The organism is Pelomonas candidula (assembly GCF_043555985.1).
GTDB lineage: Bacteria > Pseudomonadota > Gammaproteobacteria > Burkholderiales > Burkholderiaceae_C > Pelomonas > Pelomonas candidula.
The window spans coordinates 120,648-139,477 of record NZ_JBIGIC010000009.1 but is presented as its reverse complement, the minus strand read 5'-3'; the positions used below and the strand labels follow the sequence as shown (position 1 = coordinate 139,477).

17 protein-coding genes and 1 tRNA gene are annotated in these 18,830 nt (G+C 69.6%); 9 read left to right on the top strand and 9 right to left on the bottom strand.

From position 1 onward, the window contains the following. The first annotated feature begins 88 nt into the window (after window positions 1-88). The 3 genes from ACG04R_RS18275 to ACG04R_RS18265 all read left to right on the top strand — a co-directional run bounded on the left by ACG04R_RS18275 (window position 89) and on the right by ACG04R_RS18265 (window position 4,265). Window positions 89-1,777: a DUF5666 domain-containing protein gene (locus tag ACG04R_RS18275; protein WP_394413924.1), complete on the top strand. Its 1,689-nt coding sequence runs from the start codon at window positions 89-91 to the stop codon at window positions 1,775-1,777. A 183-nt stretch (window positions 1,778-1,960) separates the two neighbouring features. Next, window positions 1,961-2,665 carry a pentapeptide repeat-containing protein gene (locus ACG04R_RS18270; RefSeq protein WP_394413921.1) on the top strand — a complete coding sequence of 235 codons (705 nt, stop codon included), beginning with the start codon at window positions 1,961-1,963 and terminating at the stop codon, window positions 2,663-2,665. Between the two features lie 202 nt (window positions 2,666-2,867). Next, the gene (locus ACG04R_RS18265) at window positions 2,868-4,265 is read left to right on the top strand and encodes an RtcB family protein (protein ID WP_394413918.1); all 1,398 of its coding nucleotides are present in this window, start codon (window positions 2,868-2,870) and stop codon (window positions 4,263-4,265) included. 56 nt (window positions 4,266-4,321) lie between these two features. Here the strand turns inward: ACG04R_RS18265 and ACG04R_RS18260 are convergent, their stop codons facing one another. The 6 genes from ACG04R_RS18260 to ACG04R_RS18235 form a co-directional block, all read right to left on the bottom strand. Then, window positions 4,322-4,945, bottom strand: a complete 624-nt coding sequence (locus ACG04R_RS18260) for a 50S ribosomal protein L25/general stress protein Ctc (protein ID WP_394413916.1) — start codon at window positions 4,943-4,945, stop codon at window positions 4,322-4,324. 82 nt (window positions 4,946-5,027) lie between these two features. Further along, complete coding sequence (locus ACG04R_RS18255) at window positions 5,028-5,990, bottom strand: ribose-phosphate pyrophosphokinase (RefSeq protein WP_394413913.1); 963 nt, start codon at window positions 5,988-5,990, stop codon at window positions 5,028-5,030. A gap of 69 nt (window positions 5,991-6,059) precedes the next feature. Continuing rightward, window positions 6,060-6,136: transfer RNA gene (locus ACG04R_RS18250), tRNA-Gln, on the bottom strand. Window positions 6,137-6,175: 39 nt separating this feature from the next. Continuing rightward, entirely contained in the window at window positions 6,176-7,066 is an 891-nt protein-coding gene (gene ispE, locus ACG04R_RS18245) for a 4-(cytidine 5'-diphospho)-2-C-methyl-D-erythritol kinase (RefSeq protein WP_394413910.1), read from the bottom strand. After that, entirely contained in the window at window positions 7,050-7,589 is a 540-nt protein-coding gene (locus ACG04R_RS18240) for an outer membrane lipoprotein LolB (RefSeq protein ID WP_394413906.1), read from the bottom strand. Before ACG04R_RS18240 ends, ispE begins: the two co-directional genes overlap by 17 nt. Next, window positions 7,586-9,313, bottom strand: coding sequence for a tetratricopeptide repeat protein (locus tag ACG04R_RS18235; RefSeq protein ID WP_394413903.1), 1,728 nt, complete (start codon window positions 9,311-9,313; stop codon window positions 7,586-7,588). The genes ACG04R_RS18240 and ACG04R_RS18235 overlap by 4 nt, the downstream gene beginning before the upstream one ends. Window positions 9,314-9,357: 44 nt before the next feature. Between ACG04R_RS18235 and mutM the strand changes: the two genes are divergently transcribed. The 4 genes from mutM to ACG04R_RS18215 all read left to right on the top strand — a co-directional run bounded on the left by mutM (window position 9,358) and on the right by ACG04R_RS18215 (window position 13,423). Beyond that, window positions 9,358-10,257: a bifunctional DNA-formamidopyrimidine glycosylase/DNA-(apurinic or apyrimidinic site) lyase gene (gene mutM / locus ACG04R_RS18230; protein ID WP_394413900.1), complete on the top strand. Its 900-nt coding sequence runs from the start codon at window positions 9,358-9,360 to the stop codon at window positions 10,255-10,257. Further along, the gene (mutY, locus tag ACG04R_RS18225) at window positions 10,242-11,258 is read left to right on the top strand and encodes an A/G-specific adenine glycosylase (protein WP_394413897.1); all 1,017 of its coding nucleotides are present in this window, start codon (window positions 10,242-10,244) and stop codon (window positions 11,256-11,258) included. Before mutM ends, mutY begins: the two co-directional genes overlap by 16 nt. Further along, window positions 11,259-11,561, top strand: coding sequence for a hypothetical protein (locus ACG04R_RS18220; protein WP_394413894.1), 303 nt, complete (start codon window positions 11,259-11,261; stop codon window positions 11,559-11,561). A gap of 95 nt (window positions 11,562-11,656) precedes the next feature. Then, window positions 11,657-13,423, top strand: a complete 1,767-nt coding sequence (locus ACG04R_RS18215) for a methyl-accepting chemotaxis protein (protein ID WP_394413891.1) — start codon at window positions 11,657-11,659, stop codon at window positions 13,421-13,423. Here ACG04R_RS18215 and ACG04R_RS18210 read toward each other — a convergent pair. From ACG04R_RS18210 to ACG04R_RS18200, 3 genes are read right to left on the bottom strand one after another with little or no spacing between them, the layout of a single operon-like run. Next, window positions 13,420-14,547 (bottom strand): FAD-dependent oxidoreductase, encoded by a 1,128-nt coding sequence (locus ACG04R_RS18210; protein WP_394413888.1) that lies wholly within the window; start codon window positions 14,545-14,547, stop codon window positions 13,420-13,422. The genes ACG04R_RS18215 and ACG04R_RS18210 overlap by 4 nt on opposite strands. After that, window positions 14,547-16,274: a M56 family metallopeptidase gene (locus ACG04R_RS18205; RefSeq protein WP_394413885.1), complete on the bottom strand. Its 1,728-nt coding sequence runs from the start codon at window positions 16,272-16,274 to the stop codon at window positions 14,547-14,549. Before ACG04R_RS18205 ends, ACG04R_RS18210 begins: the two co-directional genes overlap by 1 nt. Then, window positions 16,271-16,663, bottom strand: coding sequence for a BlaI/MecI/CopY family transcriptional regulator (locus ACG04R_RS18200; RefSeq protein ID WP_394413882.1), 393 nt, complete (start codon window positions 16,661-16,663; stop codon window positions 16,271-16,273). The genes ACG04R_RS18205 and ACG04R_RS18200 overlap by 4 nt, the downstream gene beginning before the upstream one ends. A 171-nt stretch (window positions 16,664-16,834) precedes the next feature. Here ACG04R_RS18200 and ACG04R_RS18195 point away from each other — a divergent pair, with 171 nt between their 5' ends. Both ACG04R_RS18195 and ACG04R_RS18190 read left to right on the top strand, forming a co-directional pair. Further along, window positions 16,835-17,848: a glycoside hydrolase family 53 protein gene (locus ACG04R_RS18195; RefSeq protein WP_394413879.1), complete on the top strand. Its 1,014-nt coding sequence runs from the start codon at window positions 16,835-16,837 to the stop codon at window positions 17,846-17,848. Window positions 17,849-18,006: 158 nt separating this feature from the next. Beyond that, the gene (locus ACG04R_RS18190; protein ID WP_394413877.1) at window positions 18,007-18,828 is read left to right on the top strand and encodes a hypothetical protein; all 822 of its coding nucleotides are present in this window, start codon (window positions 18,007-18,009) and stop codon (window positions 18,826-18,828) included. Window positions 18,829-18,830: the final 2 nt, after the last annotated feature.

The following is an 18,830-nucleotide window of genomic DNA, read 5'->3' as shown; positions in this document are numbered from 1 at the left end:
AGTCAGATACCAGCCGGCAAAGTTCAAGGCGGAAGCTGCCGTCTCTTGGCGAGGACCTGGGGGTCCTGCCGTCGCGAGGAGACTGCACATGAGACGAAATGCTTTCCTGCTGGCCGCATCGCTGGCCAGTGTTGTCTGGCTGGCATCGTGCGGAGGTGGTGGCGGCTCGGGATCGTCCGACGCCACGACCAGCAACTCCACGGGCTCGCCGGCGACGACGCTGTCTGCCTCGTCCGGCGAGATCACTGCATTCGGCAGCGTCTTCGTCAACGGGCGCGAGTTCTCGACGACGGGTGCCAAGGTCATCGACAACGACACCGGCGTTGCCGTCACCGACGAATCGACCCTCGAGGTCGGCATGAGCGTGGACGTCAAGCCCATGTCCGCGACCGCGTTGGACTCGGCCTCCCCGCAGGCCGACGAGATCCGCCTGCATCCGCTGGCGCGCGGCTATGTCGACGCAACCGACACCACCGCCAGCACGCTGACCGTCATGGGCCAGACCGTGCAGCTGACGTCGGCCACCAACTTCTCCGACCGCCGCGCCTGCGCGACGGCAACGACGCCGACCTGCACGGCCGTCGCCGGCCTGTCCGACCTGACGGCCACGTCCGGCGCGTCCAGCCCCGGCAGCTACGTGACGGTGCACGGCTTCCTGTTCTCCACCGGCACCAGCGCCAACATCGTGGCGACACTGATCTCCGTCGGTGACGTGCCGTCCAGCAGCAGCGCCGCGGCCTTCAAGGTCGAAGGCGCGGTCGCCTCCGTCGGCAGCAGCAGCGTCGTCATCGGTGGCTTGACCGTCAATCTCGGCCAGGCCACCTGCAAGAACGACAGCGGCACCGTGGCCTGCGCGTCGGCCTTCACGGCCGGCCAGGTCGTGTCGGCGTTCTCGGCCACCGCACCGGCGCTGCCGGCCACGACGTTCAGCGCCACCACGGCCGCGCTGCGCAGCAAGCTGCCGGTGCAGACGGTCGGTGCCACGGTCGAGCTGCAGGGCCGCGTGTCCAGCGCCAGCGGCACGGGCTTCGTGCTGCGCGGCGTCAACATCGACGGCGCCGCGCTGGCTGCGGCCAGCCTGCCGGTCGTCGGCGACGACGTGCGCGTGACGGGCACCGTCGCCAGCAACGGCACCAGCGTGACGGCTAGCGCCATCAAGCTGCTGCACGCCGCCGTCAGCCGCACGGTGACGCTGGAGGGCGATTTCACGGCCGTCGCGGCCGGCGCCAGCGCCAACACGTATGTCGTGACCGTGCTGGGCCAGGCCATCAACGTCGACGCCTCCACGCGCCTTGCCGACCGCTCGACCCACTCCGCGCCCCGCTCGGGCAGCTCGGCCTTCAACATCACCACCTTCCAGACCGTGCTGGCCGCCTCGACCAGCAAGCACCTGGTCATCAGCGCCACGGCCGATGGCAGCGGCAATCTGACGGCGGCGGCGCTGAAGATCGCGCCGGCGTCCACGGCCGCGTCGGTGCAGGGCGTCGTCGACGCGTCGCCGGCGCCGGTCAACGGCACCAGCGCCACGGTGCCGACGACGTTCGCCATCCACGGCCTTGGCGTGTCGGCCGACCCGGCGACGTTCGCGAGCCCGCGTGGCTGGCGCCTGCGCGCCCAGGCCACGACCGTGGCGGCCGGCGACCTCGTCGTCGCCCGCGGCACCTGGAGCGGCGGCAAGCTGGTCGTCGCCGTGCCGAGCGGCTCGTCGGGCCCGACGGCCAGCAACTTCGTCGTCGACCTCGGCACGCCGCGCACGGGTGACCCCTGCGACTTCTGAGGCTCGCGTTTCCCTACTGAACCAAGGGCTCCTGCGGGAGCCCTTTTTTTGTCCGGTGCTTTGTCCACAGCAGGGACCTGGTCGTCAACGCCGGCGTCAAAGCCCTCGGGTTTTCGCAAGGGCATTCGGCCTCACGGCGCCGCGGCCCACTAGAGTCGCGCTCCCTCCTTGCCACCGGTTCCGATGTCTCTCGATGCTCCTGCCGACGTGCTCGTCACGTCCGACCAATCCCTGACCCGAGACGCGCTGGAGGGACTGCTGGCCGATGCGGAGGCGCCGCTGCGCTTCGAGCGTTGCGCGTTCGATGGCGAGGACCTGGGCCGGCTGGCGCTGCGAGGTGTGGAGTTCGTCGGCTGCAGCTTCATCGGCACCCAGCTGGACCGCGCGGCGCTGGGCGGCACACGCTGGCAGCGCTGCCGCTGCGCGGGCGCGAGTTTCGACTTCGCCGATCTCACCGATGCCCGCTTCGACCATGGCGACCTGAACAACACCAGCTGGTGCCGTGCCAAGCTGGCCGGCGCCGCGTTCAACGAGGTCAAGCTCACCGGCGCGCGCTTCACCGAGGCCCGCACGCTGGGCATGGGCCTGAGCGCGTCGCTGCTGGTCAGCGCGGACCTGCGTGGCCTGTCCTTTCGCAAGCAGAAGTTGCAGGGGCTGAACTTCTCGGCGGCCGACCTGTCGGGCTGCGACTTCACCGATGCCTTGCTCGACGACTGCGACCTCACGAACGCCAGCCTGAAGCACGCGAGGTTCGCCGGCGCCGACCTGCGCCGCGCGCGGCTGGGCGCGCTGCAGGTAGGCGACCTGCTGCAGCACTTCAAGGGCGCCACGATCTCCGTCGACCAGGCTGCGGGCCTCATCGCCGCGCTGGGCGTGAACGTCGTCTGAGCCCCACGCCCGCCTGAACGCGGGGCCGCCGCGGCTGACCGGCGACGGCGCCCGCCGTCTACACTGCGTCGTTCTTTCTTGACTCTGCTGCTGCAAGAAAGGCTTTCCCGGACCACCGCCGCAGGCGTGTGCTCCGGACGTGTCCTTTCGCCCGCGCGATGTGCGGGCCGTGAAGCCACCCGGCTTCCAGAGATTTGCAGCCATGAGCAACCCTCAGAGACTTCAACGCGCGTTCGCCCGCCACGGCATCGCGCTCGACTATCGCGACGGCATCTACCGCGTCCACAACGAGGCCGCGCAGGCCACGATCCTGCTGCCGGCCACGCTGCCGCTGGAGGAAAAGGCCGTGCACCAGTTGCTGGACTTCGCCGGCGTGCGCTCAGCCGACGGCCATGCCGGCGTGTGCAGGGCCTGCGCCACGCCAGACTTTCACCCCGGCGCCATCGCGCCCGTGGGCTCGGTCGTCGCGACGCCGGCCGACTTCGTCATCCCGAGTTCCATCGGTACCGACATCAATTGCGGCATGCGCCTGCTGACGACCGGGCTCGGCCTCGGCCAGCTTGCGCCGCACAAGGACGCGCTGGTCAAACGGCTGACCCGCAGCCTGCTGGACAACGGCCGTGACGTGCCGGTGTCGACGCGGGCGTTCACGGCGCTGTTCGATGACGGGCCGGACGCCTTCCTGGACCGGCTCGACCCGCTGGGGCTGTGGGCGCAGTGCGACCGCGAGCGTCTGCGGGCCGAGGTGCAGCGCTGCGTGGGCCTGGCGTCGTTCGCCGGCCATTCGCGCCATGTGCCGGCGGCGTACAGGAGCGACGCGCACGCCGTCTTCCGCGATCCGAGCCTGGGCACACCCGGCGCAGGCAACCATTTCGTGGAGCTGCAGGTCGTCGACGCCGTGCTCGACCGGCATGCGGCCTACGACGCGGGGCTGAGGGCGGGTGACGTGGTCGTCATGATCCACAGCGGTTCGCGGGAGCTGGGCTTCTACGTCGGCCAGGCCTGGATGGACCGCGCCAAGCTGGCATGGCCTGCGGGCGTCAGGCATCCGCGCAGCGGGCTCTACGGCCTGCAGGGGCCGCTGGCCGACGACTACCTGCAAGCGATGGGCGCCGCAGCGCGCTACGCGTGGGCGAACCGCGTGGTGCTGGCCGAGCTGGTGCGCAAGGATCTGGAGGCGGTGGCGGGCGCCGGTGGCTCCCGGCTGGTGGTCGACGTGCCGCACAACGTCGTGCTGCGCGAGCATGGGCTCAACATCCACCGCAAGGGCGCGACGCCCGCACATGCGGGCGATCTGGCGCTGATCCCGGGGTCGATGGGCGATGCCTCCTACCTGGCGACGGGGCTGGGCCACGCGGACTGGCTCTGGTCATGCAGCCACGGCGCGGGCCGGGCGGTGCGTCGCCAGCAGGTGCGGGCGCTGAAGGCGGCGCCTGCTGCCGATCAGGCGTGGCATTGCGTCACGCTGCGCGAGGAGCGCCGGGTGGAAGAAGCGCCACATGCCTACAAACCCATCGGGCCGGTCATCGAGGCCCAGGAGCAGGCCGGGCTCATCCAGGCGGCCGTGAGGCTGCGGCCCTGGGTCACGTTCAAGGCCTGAAATGAAAAAGGGCTCCCAGCGGGAGCCCTTCGTCTTGGCGGGAAGCCAGGCAGGAATTACTTCTTGCCCTTCTTGCCCTTCTTGTCGTCGGCGGCCGGAGCGGCGGCCACGACGATTTCCTCAGCCACCGGCGCGACCGGCGTCGCGACGACGGGGTTCGGCTTGCCGTGCGTGACGACCTTGATGCCGGCAGGCAGCTTGACGTCGTTGACGTGCAGCGAGTGGCCAGCGGTCAGGCCGGACAGGTCCACCTCGATGAACTCGGGCAGCTGTTGGGCCAGGCAGGTGATTTCCAGCTCGGTGATGACGTGGTTGACCGTGTTCTTGTCGGTCTTGACGGCCACGGAGTTCTCTTCGCCGACGAAGTGCAGGGGCACCTTCTTCGTGATCTTGGTGGTGGCGTCCACGCGCTGGAAGTCGATGTGATTGACTTGCGGCTTGTAGGGGTGCATCTGGAAGTCACGCAGCAGGACCTGCGTCACGGTGCCGTTCAGCTCCATGTCCAGCAGGGAGCTGTGGAAGGCTTCCTTCTTGAGGGCGTGGTACAGCGCGTTGTGATCGAGTTCGATCAGTGCGGGCTCACCAGCGCCATAAACGATACCGGGCACCTTGCCGGCAACTCGCAGGCGGCGGCTCGCTCCGGTCCCCTGCAGCTTGCGCTCAAAAGCGACGAACTTCATGGTTTATCTCCAAAAGAGAAACGGCACCCGCGACCAGGCACCGCGTTGAAAAAGCCGTCTTGCGACGGCCACGAATATCCGATCAGAAGTTGTTGTTCTGCTCGGAGAAGAGGGACGTGACCGACTCGCCGTCAGAGATGCGGCGGATCGTTTCGGCGAACAGGAAGGCCACCGACAGCTGGCGGATCTTCTTGCAGGCCTTGGCCGCGTCGGTCAGCGGGATGGTGTTGGTGATGACGACCTCGTCCAGCTGCGAACCCGAGATGCGTTCGATGGCCGGGCCGGACAGGATGGGGTGGGTGCAGTAGGCGAACACGCTCTTGGCGCCGCGGGCCTTCAACACCTCGGCCGCCTTCACCAGCGTGCCGGCGGTGTCGATCATGTCGTCCATGATCACGCAGTTGCGGCCGTCGATGTCGCCGATGACGTGCATCACTTCGGAGACGTTGGCCGCCGGGCGGCGCTTGTCGATGATGGCCAGGTCGCAGCCGAGCTGCTTGGCCAGCGCGCGGGCGCGCACGACGCCGCCGACGTCGGGCGACACGACCACGAGGTTGCTGTAGTTGCGGCTCTTCAGGTCCGACAGCAGCACCGGCGACGCGTAGATGTTGTCGACCGGGATGTCGAAGAAGCCCTGGATCTGGTCGGCGTGCAGGTCCATCGTCAGCACGCGCTCGACGCCGACGGTTTCCAGGCAGTTGGCGACGACCTTGGCCGAGATCGGCACGCGGGTGGAGCGCGGGCGGCGGTCCTGGCGGGCGTAGCCGAAGTAGGGGATCACGGCCGTGACACGGCGGGCGCTGGCGCGCTTGAGCGCGTCGGCCATGATCAGCAGTTCCATCAGGTTCTCGTTCGTCGGCGCGCAAGTGGGCTGCACGATGAATACATCGCGGGCGCGCACGTTCTGCTGGATCTCGACGGTGACTTCACCGTCCGAGAAGCGGCCGACGACGGCTTTGCCCAGCTCGAGGCCGAGATGGGTGGCGATTTCTTGCGAGAGGACCGGGTTCGCGTTGCCGGTGAAGAGAACCGTGTTGAGCAGCACTTGGAGCCTCTGGATTCAGTCAGTGGCTCGCTGAAGCGCGCGCCGGTTCAGCGAAGTATCAAAAGAATTTGGCAGGGGAGGAAGGACTCGAACCCTCGCATGTCGGAATCAAAATCCGATGCCTTGACCAACTTGGCGACTCCCCTACACAGGACACAGCAGAGCTGCTGCACCCCAAAACTTTCTCAGTCGGCCCAGCCCGCGAGCGGGTGGTGAGCCAAGCTGCGGCAGATTCGACCGGTCCACTCTTCAGGTTGCGCCTGAAGCAATGTCGCCAGGGACTGGTCGTCCTTGCCTGTTTCTCCTTCCCCGAGCACCGAGAACACCGCTGCACCCGAGCCCGTCATCCGGGCGTTGCCGAATTGCTTCGACATCAGATCCAACGCGTTCCGTACGTCACTGCTGATCGCTTCTGCCGCTGGCTGCAAGTCGTTGCGACCAAAGCCTTGGGCTATTCGTTCTGCAGTTCCGGCCGAGGCAGGAAAGCCCGCGACTATAGCCAGGTTTTCGGACCTTGCCAAGAAGGGGCTCGAAAAAATCTCTTTTGTTGCCAGCCCGCCGGGCCCTTTGATGACGGCAAAGCGCTGCTCGGGCAGCGTGATCGGATGCAGGATTTCGCCGATGCCCTCGACGAAGGCCGGGCCGCCACCGAGGAAGAAGGGCACGTCGGCGCCCAGCTTCAGGCCCAGCGCGAGCAGCCGCTTGAGCGGCAGTCGGCAGCCCCACAGCCGGTTCAGCGCCAGCAGCGTCGTCGCGGCGTCGGACGAGCCGCCACCCATGCCGGCGCCGGCGGGCAGGCGCTTCTCGAGGTGGATGTCCGCACCCAGCGTGCAGCCGGCCTCCTGCTGCAGCAGCCGCGCGGCGCGCAGGCAGAGGTCGTCGGCCGGGAGGTCGCCGCCCAGCATGTCGTGGCGGGCCAGCCGGCCGTCGGTGCGCAGCTCGACGTGCAGCGTGTCCGCCCAGTCGATGAGCACGAAGACCGACTGCAGCAGGTGATAGCCGTCCGACCGCTTGCCGACGATGTGCAGGAAGAGATTGAGCTTGGCCGGTGCGGCCAGGTCATGGATTGCCTTCATCGCTCCCTTCCAGCACGGCGCGCAGTGTGACGACAGGTGCGGCCAGGCGCGTGGCGACGAGGGTCGGCAGCCGGGGCTCGATGCGCCAGCCCAGCTGTTCGAAGCCCTTGGCCGTCTTCTCGTGCGGCGCGGCCGGCCAGGGGCGGGCCTGGAGCCAGTCGAACAGCGCGGCCACGGGCACGGCCTCGCCCAGCATCTCGCGGGTCAGCGCGTCGAGGTCGTCGAAGCGGCGTTCGCCGTCCGGTGTCTGCAGCGAGACGAGACCGGGGCTCCAGCGGGCGCGGGCCACCAGCGTGCCCAGCGGCGAGGTCAGCTCCAGCCGCCCGGCTTCGGGGTTGCCGAACAGCTCGAAGGTCGCCGCGCCGCCGGTGCCGCGGTTGTGCACGTCGCCGGCGATGCTGACGCTGATGCGGCCACCGAGGCGCGATTCACTGGTCTCGGCGGGCGGGGTCTTCGGCAGCTGCGCGCAGCCGGCGAGGGCGAGGGCAAGGGCGAAGGAGAGGGCGGCGGTCGCGAACCTCAAGGCTTCACCTTCAGGCGGCCCAGCGTTTCGCGCAGCGCTTCGTTCTCGGGATCGCGCTGGGTCGCTTCGGCGAGCACCTTGCGGGCTTCGTCCTGCGCGCCGCTGAGCCACAGCACCTCGCCCAGATGGGCGGCGATCTCGGCGTCGGGCCGCGCGGCGTAGGCCTGGCGCAGCAGCTTGGCGGCCTCGGGCAGCTGGCCCAGGCGGAATTCGACCCAGCCCAGGCTGTCGACGATGAAGGGCTCGCCCGGCGCCAGCTTGAGCGCCTGTTCGATGAGCTGCTTGGCCTCGGGCAGGCGCACGTTGCGATCGGCGAAGGAGTAGCCCAGCGCGTTGTAGGCGTGATGGTGGTCGGGCTTGAGCGTGATGACCTTGCGCAGCTGGGTCTCCATCTCGTCGAAGTGGCCGAGCTTCTCGCTCATCATGGCCTGCTCGTAGAGGAGATCGGTGTCCTCGGGGAAGCGCTCGACGGCGGCCTTCAGCGAGGCCGCCGCGCCGGCAAAGTCGCGGTTCTCGCGCTGCAGCTGCGCGTCCGCCAGCAGCGCGGCGCGGGTGTCTTCGTCGCTGGCGTCGGCGGCGGGCGTGAGCAGCTTGCGGCCCTCGGCCAGCTTGCCCTGGCGGGCCAGCAGCGTGGCGCGGCGGAACCGGATGTCGATGCCGTTGCCATCGACCTTCTGCAGCGCGGCCTCGGCGGCCTTGAGGTCGCCGCGCTGTTCGGCCACCTGTGACAGCAGCAGCCAGGCGCTCTGGCGGCCTTCGGCGCGGGAGGCGATCTCGGCGTCGGTGCCGGCGGCCGGCGTGTCCAGGCGCTTGAGGCTTTCGCGCAGCGCGGTCTCGGCGGCCGGCAGGTGCTTGAGCTCCAGCTCGATGGCGCCCAGCGCCAGCCAGGCGGCGGGGTTGTCCGGCGTGGTCTCGGTCAGCAGGCGGAACTCGCGCTGCGCATCAACGGTGCGCTGGGCCTTGATCAGCGCACGGCCGTAGGCCTGGCGCAGCGCGTGCTGATCGGGCTTTTGCTGCAGGCGGGCGGTGATCAGGCTTTCGGCCTGCGGCTCGGTGGGCAGCAGGTCCAGCGCCAGCTGCATCGCGTCGTCGCCGTCGGGCAAGGCCTGGTTGAGTTCGCGGGTCAGCGTCAGCGCGCGGGCGTTGTCGCCGGCCGCGATGCACAGGCGTGCCTCGGTGAACAGCGCGGCGGGCTTGAGCGGGCCGGTCTGGGCCTGCAGCACCGGCGCCAGTGCGGCCAGCACGGCCTTGGGTTCCGGCGAGCGCTGGAACAGGCGCGGCAGCGCGGCGATCAGGCCGGGGCGCTGCTCGGCCGGCGACAGGCGCAGCAGCGCCGTCAGCGGCTGCGGCACCTCGGCGGGCTTGTTCAGCAGCGCCAGCAGCTGCACGACGGTCTGCTGCGCCTCGGCGGAGGTGGTCACCGTGTCGGCCCAGGCGCGCGCGGCCATCAGCGCCTGGTCGCCGGCGCGGGCCTGGATGGCGATGTCGACGACGCGCTTGAACAAGGCCTCGTCGCCGGTGCGGCGCGCGGCGTCCAGCAGCACCTGGAAGGCGACGCCGGGCTGGCCGCCGTTCAGCTCCAGTTCACCGATCAGCAATTGGTAGAACAGGGGCGCGTCCATCGCCGAGTTGGCGATCGGCGCGGAGGGCGCTTCCTGGGCGTGGGCTTGCAGCCCCATCAGCAGGGCGGCGGCGCAGGCGATACGACGGACGGGGAACGGCATTCGACGGGACTCCAGGAGCAGGCGCTGATTATGATTTCCAGCAAATGCCCGAGTTGCCCGAAGTCGAAGTCACGCGTCGCAGCTTTGCCGGCGCCATCCAGGGAGCCCGGGTGACCGGTCTTCGCCTGGGAAAACCCTTGCGCTGGCCCATCGGCGTGGACCCCGAAACGCTGCTCGGCGCCCGCGTCGGCAGCGTGCAAAGAAGGGGTAAATATTTGTGGCTTCCGCTGGAAAAAGGCGACGCTGGGCCGCCCCGAGTCGCCTTGCTCCCCTCGGGGGGCGGGCTGGGCGCAGACCAGCCCTTGGGGCTAACAAGTTCGGGCGGGCTGCTGATGCACCTCGGCATGTCGGGGTCGCTCGCGTTTCTCGACACGACGCCGGCGCCCGGCGCGCATGACCACTTCGACCTGCACACCGACCGCGGCCTGCTGCGGCTGACCGATCCGCGCCGCTTCGGTGCCGTCGTCTGGGCCGCGGCGCTGGATGCCGAGCCGGTCGCGACGTTGCTGTCAGGTCTGGGCCTGGAGCCCTTCGACGAGCGCTTCGATGGCCTGCACCTTCATGCCGCGTTGAGCGGCCGGCGTGTGGCGATCAAGCAGGCGCTGCTGGCGGGCGACATCGTCGTCGGCGCCGGCAACATCTACGCCTGCGAGGCGCTGTTCATGGCCGGCATCGATCCCCGGCTCGCGGCCGGCAAGCTGAGCCGCCCGCGGGCCGACAAGCTGGCTGCTGCCGTGCGCCAGGTGCTGGGCCAGGCGCTGGAGGCCGGCGGCACGACGCTGCGCGACTTCCGCGACGCGCACGGCGTGGCCGGCAGCTTCCAGATGCAGGCCCAGGTCTACGGCCGCGAGGGCGAGCCCTGCCGGCGGTGTGGCACGCTCGTCAAGCGCATCGTGCAGGGTCAACGTTCCACCTTTTTCTGCCCGTCATGTCAGAAGCGCTGATCGAGGATTTCGGCAAGACGGTGGTCGCCTGGCAGCGCCGCCACGGCCGCAACACGCTGCCGTGGCAGAACACGCGCGATCCCTACCGCGTCTGGCTGTCCGAGGTCATGCTGCAGCAGACGCAGGTGACGACGGTGCTGGGCTATTACGAGCGCTTCCTCGCGCGCTGGCCGAAGGTGACGGACTTGGCCGCGGCGACGCTGGACGAGGTGCTGGCGCAGTGGGCCGGCCTGGGCTACTACAGCCGTGCGCGCAACCTGCATGCCTGCGCCAAGGCCGTGGCCGAGCTGCACGGTGGCGAGTTCCCGCGCAGCGCGGCGGGCCTGCAGACGTTGCCGGGCATCGGCCGCTCCACTGCCGCGGCCATCGCAGCCTTCTGCTTCGGCGAACGCGTGGCCATCCTGGACGGCAACGTCAAGCGCGTGCTGTCCCGCGTGCTGGCCTTCGACGGCGACCTTGCCAGCAGCGCCGCCGAAAAGAAGCTCTGGGACCGCGCCACCGAACTCCTGCCGCAGCAGGACGTCGATCGCTACACGCAGGGCCTGATGGACCTGGGCGCGACCGTCTGCGGCGCGCGCTCGCCCGACTGCCTGCTGTGCCCCGTGCAGCCCATGTGCCGCGGGCAGCAGCAGGGCGACCCGACGCGCTACCCCGTCAAGACGAAGAAGCTCAAGCGCGGCCGGCGCGAGAACTGGTGGCTGTGGCTGGAGGCCGGGGGGCAGGTCTTGTTGCAGCAGCGGCCGTCCACCGGCGTGTGGGCCGGCATGTGGACGCTGCCGATGTTCGACGACGAGGCCAGCGCCCGTGCGGCGCTGGGCGGTGGCGAACTGCAGACGCTGCCGCGCATCGAGCACGCGCTGACGCACTTCGACTGGGTGCTGCACACGCTGAGGTCCGAGTCGCCCGAGGGCATGACTCCTGGCGGCACCTGGGTCGCCCGGGAGAAACTCGCGGATTACGCCTTGCCGGCGCCGTTGAAGAAGTTGATCGTGGAGAGTTGAATGAAGGCCGAAATCAAGAGCACCGTCGAATACGCCGTGATCACGCTGCTGGTGGCCGGCATCTGCGTGTGGCAGCTCATCAGCGGCGCCAACGAGCCCGAGCCGCCGGCGGCTCGGATCGCCGTCATGGGCCTGGGCATGCTGGTGGCGAGCGCCATGCACTGCGTCTTCATGATGCAGCTGGTGCGGCGCACGGGGCGGTCGTTCGCGCCGTGGTTTATCGCCATCGTGATCTTTGCCCCCATTGGCTCGGCCGTGCTGCTGGCGCTGCTGCTGAGCGAGTCCGATGCGGCGGAAACCTGACGCAACCTGACACGTGGCGGACATGGTGCCGCGTTTGCGTTGCCTCCCCTGGGTGAAAAGAGCAAAGTCGTCCGAACAACTATCGGGAGACAGCTTTGGATGCCCTGAAGAACCTGCGCGTTGGACGCCGCCTCGGACTGGCCTTTGCCGTCGTGCTCGTGCTGCTGTTGGCGATGGCCGGCGTCGGTGCCATGCAGGCAAAGGCGATCAACTACTACGCCGAGTACTACCCGTCGAACATCCTGCCGTCGCTGCGCGCCATTCACCAGATTGATGGCGCGGTCAGCGATCTGCGGCGGCTGGAGCAGCAGCACATACTGACCGATGACGACAAGGAGAAGAAGGCCTTGTCCGCGCGCATGGTCAAGGCACGCAGCGATCTGCAGCAGCGACTCAAGGACTACGAGCCCCTCGTCAGCGATGAGAGCGACCGCGAGTTCCTGAACAAGGTCAAGGGCGGGCTGAATGCCTATGTCGCCGCGCACGAAAAGGTGCTCAAGGCCTCGGACGAGAGCGCGTCGGACCCGACGCAGGCCACCGAGGCACGCAACCTGACCTTCGGGCCGGCACGCGCCGCCTTCACGCCACTGCGCGAGAGCATCAGTCAGTGGTGGGGCTACAACGAGAAGCTCGCCGCGGCGACGTCGGAGGCCGCCGCCGGAGCCTACACGCGCGTGCTGTGGGTGTTCGGCATCGCGTCCGCCGTGGCGCTGCTGATCGGCATCTTCGCGGCGCTGGTGATCACGCGGTCCATCACGGTGCCGGTGCAGCTCGCATCCGACGCCGTCAAGGCCGTGGCCGGCGGCGACCTCACGCAGCGTCTGCAGAGCGGCGGCCGCGACGAGCTGGGCCAGTTGCTGACGATGCTGGACGACATGACGCAGAACCTGGCGCGCATGGTGTCGGGCGTGCGCAATGGCTGCGACCAGCTCAACGTCGCCGCGGCCGAGATCGCGCAGGGCAATGCCGACCTCTCGGCACGCACCGAGAACCAGGCGTCCAGCCTCGAGGAGACGGCGGCCTCGGTCGAGCAGATGGCCGCGCAGATCAAGGCCAACGCCGACAACGCGCGCCAGGCCGACCAGCTCGCCAACCGTGCCTCCGAGGTGGCGCAGTCGGGCGGCGCCGCGGTAGGCGAGGTCGTCACGACGATGGACGCGATCTCGGCCTCCAGCCGCAAGATCTCCGACATCATCGGCACCATCGACGGCATCGCCTTCCAGACCAACATCCTGGCGCTGAACGCGGCGGTGGAGGCGGCGCGGGCCGGCGAGCAGGGGCGTGGCTTCGCCGTCGTGGCCGGCGAGGTGCGGCTGCTGGCCCAGCGCAGCGCCGAGGCGGCCAAGGAGATCAAGAGCCTCATCGGCGACAGCGTGGCCAAGGTCGAGAGCGGCAGCACGCAGGTGCTGACCGCGCGCGAGACCATCGGCCAGATGGTCAACGAGGTGCGCCGCGTGACCGACCTCGTCGCCGAGATCACCGTCTCCAGCCGCGAGCAGAGCGAGGGCGTGGGCCAGATCAACGTGGCCATCAGCCAGCTGGATCAGGCCACGCAGCAGAACGCTGCACTCGTCGAGCAGACGGCCGCGGCGGCCGAGAGCATGCGAACGCAGACGGCCCGGCTCGTCGAGGCGGTCGCGGCCTTCCGTGTCGATGCCGGCCCCGTGGTCGTCGCGCCGCGCCCGGCGCCCAGGCCCGCCGTGGTGTCCAAGCCTTCTGCGTCACCCAAGCCGGCGCTGAAGGCCGCGGGACACCGGCCCGTGGCGTCGCCCAAGCCGGAGCCGGTCGTCGCCGCCGCGCCGTCGCCCAAGCCGGCCGCACCCGCACCCAGCGGGGCCGAGGGCGACTGGGAGACTTTCTAGCCGAACAGGCTGCCGAGGCGCCTCACGGCGTCCTCGGAGTGTGCGCGGTCGGGCGTCAGGTCGGTGCTGCCGAAGTCATGCTCGCCCATCGCCGCGACGAGCAGGCCGTCTCGGCGCGGCAGCGCGACGACGTTGCGGCCGCGGTAGATCACGGCGTAGTCCACCTCGGGTTGCGGGACGAGGCGTGCCGTCTGGCCGCGCACGGGCGTGAGGCTGGCATCGCCCAGCAGCGTGCGCGCGCCGTCGCCGGTGCAGTTGACGACGAGTGCTTCCGGCAGCCGGGCGAAGTCGCGCGGCGTGCGGAACTCGCGCTGCACCATCTCGCCGCCGTCGCGTGCGAAGTCGTCCAGCAGCAGGCGTTGGTAGGCCGGGATGTTGAAGACCAGCTGCGTGAAGCGGCGTGCCTGGGCCTTGTGGAACGGGTGCTCGCCCGGCTCCAGCGGCTTGCCGCGCGGTCGCAGGTCGGCGATGCGGTCCGCGAGGTCGGGGTAGTCCGGCTCAACGGCGTAGGCGGGCAGCGGTGCGTCGAAGCCGTTGTCGGCCACGAGGTAGCCGTCATGCCATTCCACCGGCCCCGACGGCAGGCCGAGAAAGCTTTGGTGGACCTTGAACGATGCGCGGGCCATCGCCTCCCAGTCGGCCCTCCAGGCCTCGGTCGCGTGCTCGAGGGTGGCGATGCGCGAGTCGGGCGTCCACAGGCCCGTGGCGGCCGATGAATGCACGCGCGGCGGGCGGTCCTTGGCGTAGAGGCGCACCTTGTAGCCGGCCTGCTGTGCCGTCCGCGCGGTGGTGAGGCCGATGGCGCCGGCACCGATGACGGCGATGCGCTCGCCCGGCCGTGCGCGGGCCTGGATCATCACCAGCGCGCGCTGCGCGGAGCCCCAGCTCAGCGACCAGCCGCTGCCGCCGTGGCCGTAGTGGTGGACGACCTGCTTGCCGGCCAGCCGTTCGGCCTCGATGCGCGGCCCTTGCGCGCGGAACGGGCGGATGCCGGTCGCGATGTCGATGATGCGATCGACGCTGACGCGCATCGCGGCCGGCGCGCGCGGCGGCGCGAAGTCGAGCGCGAGCGCCGGCATCGATGCGGCCGCGCTGCCTGCGGCGAGCAGTTGGCGGCGGCGCATCACGAGGCTTGGCGGGCGAGAGATTTGCGGATCAGCGCCGCATCGCGCAGCCGCTGCGCGGAGCCGTCGGCATCCAGCAGCACGACGGTGACGGGGCGCTTGCCGTTCAGGATGCGCATGGCCAGGCAGCGGCCGGCTTCCTCGGTGTAGCCGGTCTTGGAGACGAGGATGTTCCAGCCCTTGGCGCCGACGAGGCGGTTGGTGTTGTGCAGCTCGCGCTGGCGCCCGTCGACCGGCACGCTGGCCTTCTTGACGCTGGTGATGCGTTCGATCTCGCGGTAGCGCGCGGCGGCCGACGTGATGGCGGCCATCTCGGTGGCCGTGGACGTGTTGGCCGGCGACAGGCCCGTGGGATCGGTGATGGCCGTGCGGGTCAGGCCCAGCGATCGGATCTTGGCCTGCATGGCCTTCACGAAGCCGGCCTCGCCGCCAGGGAAGGTGCGGGCCAGCGCGAAGGCAGCGCGGTTCTCGGACTCCATCAGCGCCATCTCCAGCGCCGACTGCCGCGTCATCTGCGTGCCCACGCGCACCCGCGAACGGCTGTGTTTCAGCGTGTCGACGTCGTCGGCCGTGATGCGCAGCTTCTCGTTCGGGTCCAGCTTGGCGTCCAGCACGACCATGGCCGTCAGCAGCTTGGTCAGCGACGCGATGGGCACGACGGCATCGGCGTCGCGGGACATCAGCACCTTGCCGCTCTCGTTGTCGATGACGACCACGTGCTTGGCGTTGACCGGCAGGCGCAGCTGCTGGGCGGGCGGCGTCCCGGCCGAGGCCGCCGAGGGGGCGTCGGGCTCCCTGGGCGTGTCGCGGCCCTTGGCCTGCACGACGAAGCTGGTCGCCGCGATCAGCAGCGCGGGCAGGGCCAGCTTCCAGCCGGTGGCCTGCGGGCGCGGCGCGAGCAGGCGCTCGATGCGCCGGAGCAGGTCGCCGCCGCGTGCGGCAAGCACGACGCCGGGTGCGGGGTGCTGCGGCAGCTCGCTGAGCGCATGCAGGGCCCGTGCGAGGCGGCGGCCGCCATCGGCCTGGCCGAGCAGCTCGGCCGAGATCTCGTCCGCCACCAGTTCACGTTCGGCGCGCATGCGGGCAGACAGCCACCACACGACCGGGTGGAAGAAGAGCAAGGCCTCGACAGCGCTCTGCAGCAGGTTGGCGGCATAGTCCCAGCGCCGCACGTGGGCCAGTTCGTGGGCCAGCAGCGCTTCGAGCAGGTCTACCGGCAGGCGGCTCAGCAGAGCGGCCGGCAGCAGCACGCAGGGCTTGAGCGCACCCAGCGCGATGGGCCCGGCCAGCTCGGGCAGCAGGCGCAGGCTGACGGCGCGGCGCAGCCCCAGCCGGCGGGCGAGGGCGTCCAGCTTCGTCTGCCACTCGGCAGGCGCGGGCGTGCTGCGCCGGCGCGCACGGCCCACCCAGGCCAGGCCCAGTGCGAGCCGGCCCAGCATCAGCGCCGTGCCCAACGCCCAGGCGCTGACGAGGGCCGGCATCTGTTCGGCCAGCGGCGGCAGCTCGCCGGTGAACTGAACTTCGGCCGGCGCGAGGTCCAGGCACTGGGCCAGCGGCAGCCCCAGGCACAGGCCCAGCGCCACGGCGCAGACGGCGTAGCGCCAGCGCGCCGACGCACCGCGCAGCAGGCCCAGCAGCAGCGCGGCCACGGCGCCGACGAGTGCGCCCTGCCAGACGAAGTTCACGAGGGACCAGCCCCAGGCGTTCATTGCGATCTCAAGGCTCATGCCTCGTCTCCATTCTTGGTCAGCAGCTGGCGGATTTCCGCGCGCTCCTTGGCGCTGACGTGGTTCTTCAGGGCGGCCAGGACGAGGGCCTTGCCCGAGCCGGCAAAGGCGCGGGAGATGAAGTCCTTGACGAGGGACTGCTGCAGCTTGTCCTGGGCGTGCACGGGGGCGTAGCGCTGCGGGCGCTGGCTCTCGTCGCGGTCCAGCAGGCCCTTGCCGTGCATGACCTGCAGCTGGCGCAGCACGGTGGCGTAGGTGGCCTCTGGGCGCTCGGGCAGCAGCGCTTCGTGCACGGCCTTGGCGTCGGCGGCGCCCAGGCGCCACAGCACCTGCAGCAGGTCCAGCTCGGCCGTGGTGGGCCGCGCGGTGGCGGCGTTCTTGGGTGTCATGGGTTCAGCATAAGCGTTCTAGAACTTGATGTCTAGAACGTTTGTTCTGAATTCGGAAAACCCTTATCCCAAACTGCGATAGAGACGGCGCAACAAGGAATATTTGCGCGGCGGTCTTGCCGCCTAAGCTGGTTCCGCATCTTTCATAAAACACAACCCGGAGACAAAGAGATGACGATGCTGAACAAGACATGGAGCCTGCGCCGCTGGTGCGCGGGCGTGGTGATGGGCGCCGTTGGGGCGTTCGCGGCGCTGCCGGCGGCGGCGCTGGACAAGGGCGCGGACGTGAGCTGGGTCAGCCAGGAAGAATCGGCCGGCTACAGCTTCTACAACCCGTCGGGCGTGAAGACCGACCCGTTCGTGCTGCTGAAGAACCTGGGCGTCAACACGATCCGGCTGCGCGTCTGGGTCAACCCAAGCGGCGGCTGGTGCAATGGCGCCGACACGCTCTACAAGGCCAAGCGCGCCGTGGCCCAGGGGCAGAAGGTCATGCTGACCTTCCACTACAGCGACTCCTGGGCCGACCCGGGCCAGCAGACCAAGCCGGCCGCCTGGTCCAGCCACACGCTGACGCAGTTGCAGGCCGATGTCTACTCGCATACGCAGGGCATCCTGAGCTACCTGAAGAACAACGGCGTGACCGTGTCCTACGTGCAGGTCGGCAACGAGATCAACAGCGGCATGCTGTGGCCCGAGGGCAAGGCCTCGGGCTCCAGCTTCGCCAGCCTGGTCTCGCTGATCAACAACGGCTACAACGCGACCAAGGCCGTGTTCCCCAGCGCCAAGGTCGTGCTGCACCTGGCCAACGGCTATGACAACACGGTGTTCCGCTGGTTCTTCGACGGCATGAAGGCCAACGGCGCGAAGTACGACGTGATCGGCATGTCGCACTACCCGACGGCCAGCAACTGGAGCACGTTGAACGCGCAACTGTCCACCAACATGGCGGACATGGTGTCCCGCTACGGCAAGCCGGTCATCGTGGCCGAGACGGGCATGGACTGGCAGCAGGCCAGCGCCGCCAAGTCCATGCTGGCCGACGTGATGACGCGCCTGTCCGCGCTGGGCTCCAACGGCCTGGGCGTGCTGTACTGGGAGCCGCAGGCCTACCCCGGCTGGCAGGGCTACACCTGGGGCGCACTGAACGGCTCGGGGTATTTCACGAGTGCGCTGGACCCGTTCTGAGCGCACCTCGAACGCTGCGGCAACCGTGAGAAAGCGACGCTCGCTCACGGTGCGTCCGTGCCAAACTGGTGCGCATGATGGCCAGCCGACGCCACTGTCTCCAACTCGGGCTTGCGGGCCTGGTGCGCGTCGGCGGAGCCCAGGCTGCAGACGCGACCGTGATCCGCTACCCGGCCCCGCAGTCGCCGCTGGACAGGCGCTCGCTGGACCTGATCGACCTGCTCGACGCTGCTCTGCGCCGCACCGAGGCCAGCGACGGCCCGGTGCGCCTGGAGCCCTCGCAGGACAACCTGACCGAACTGCGCCAGTTCGCCGAGCTGAATTCCGACCGCGGGCTGCTGCACGTGACGTGGGCCACGCCGTCGGCACAGCGGCAGACGCGTGCGCAGCCCGTGCTGTTCGACCTGCGGCGCGGGCTGCTGGGGTTTCGCATCTCGCTGGTCGACCAGCGGCGCCTCGCCGAACTGGCGAAGGTCAGCGACCTGGCTTCGCTGCGCCGCTTCAGCGTCGGCCAGGGCCTCGCGTGGCCGGACGTGGACGTCTTCCAGGCCAGCGGCCTGAAGGTGTCCACGGTGTCCGGCTACGACAACCTGTTCCGCATGCTGCTGGCCGGCCGTTTCGACCTGTTCCCGCGCGGTGTGGGTGAGGTGTTCGACGAGTTCGATGCGCGGCACGCCGACATGCCGCAGCTGGCCGTCGAGCCCCGCCTGCTGCTGGCCTATCCCTATCCGTACCACTACTACTTTGCGCCCAGCCAGGCCGCGCTGGCGGCGCGCGTCGAGAAGGGTCTGCTGGAGATGAAGGCGGACGGCAGCTTCGACGCGCATCTGTGGCGCCACCACGGCGCAGCCGTCAAGCGCGCCGCGCTGCAAAAAAGGCGCGTCTTGCGTCTGGCCAATCCCAATGTGAGCGACGGCGCCGAGCGCGACTTCGACGCCAACCTGGCCTACTGGCTCAAGCCCCCGCCGGCTTACCGCTGACG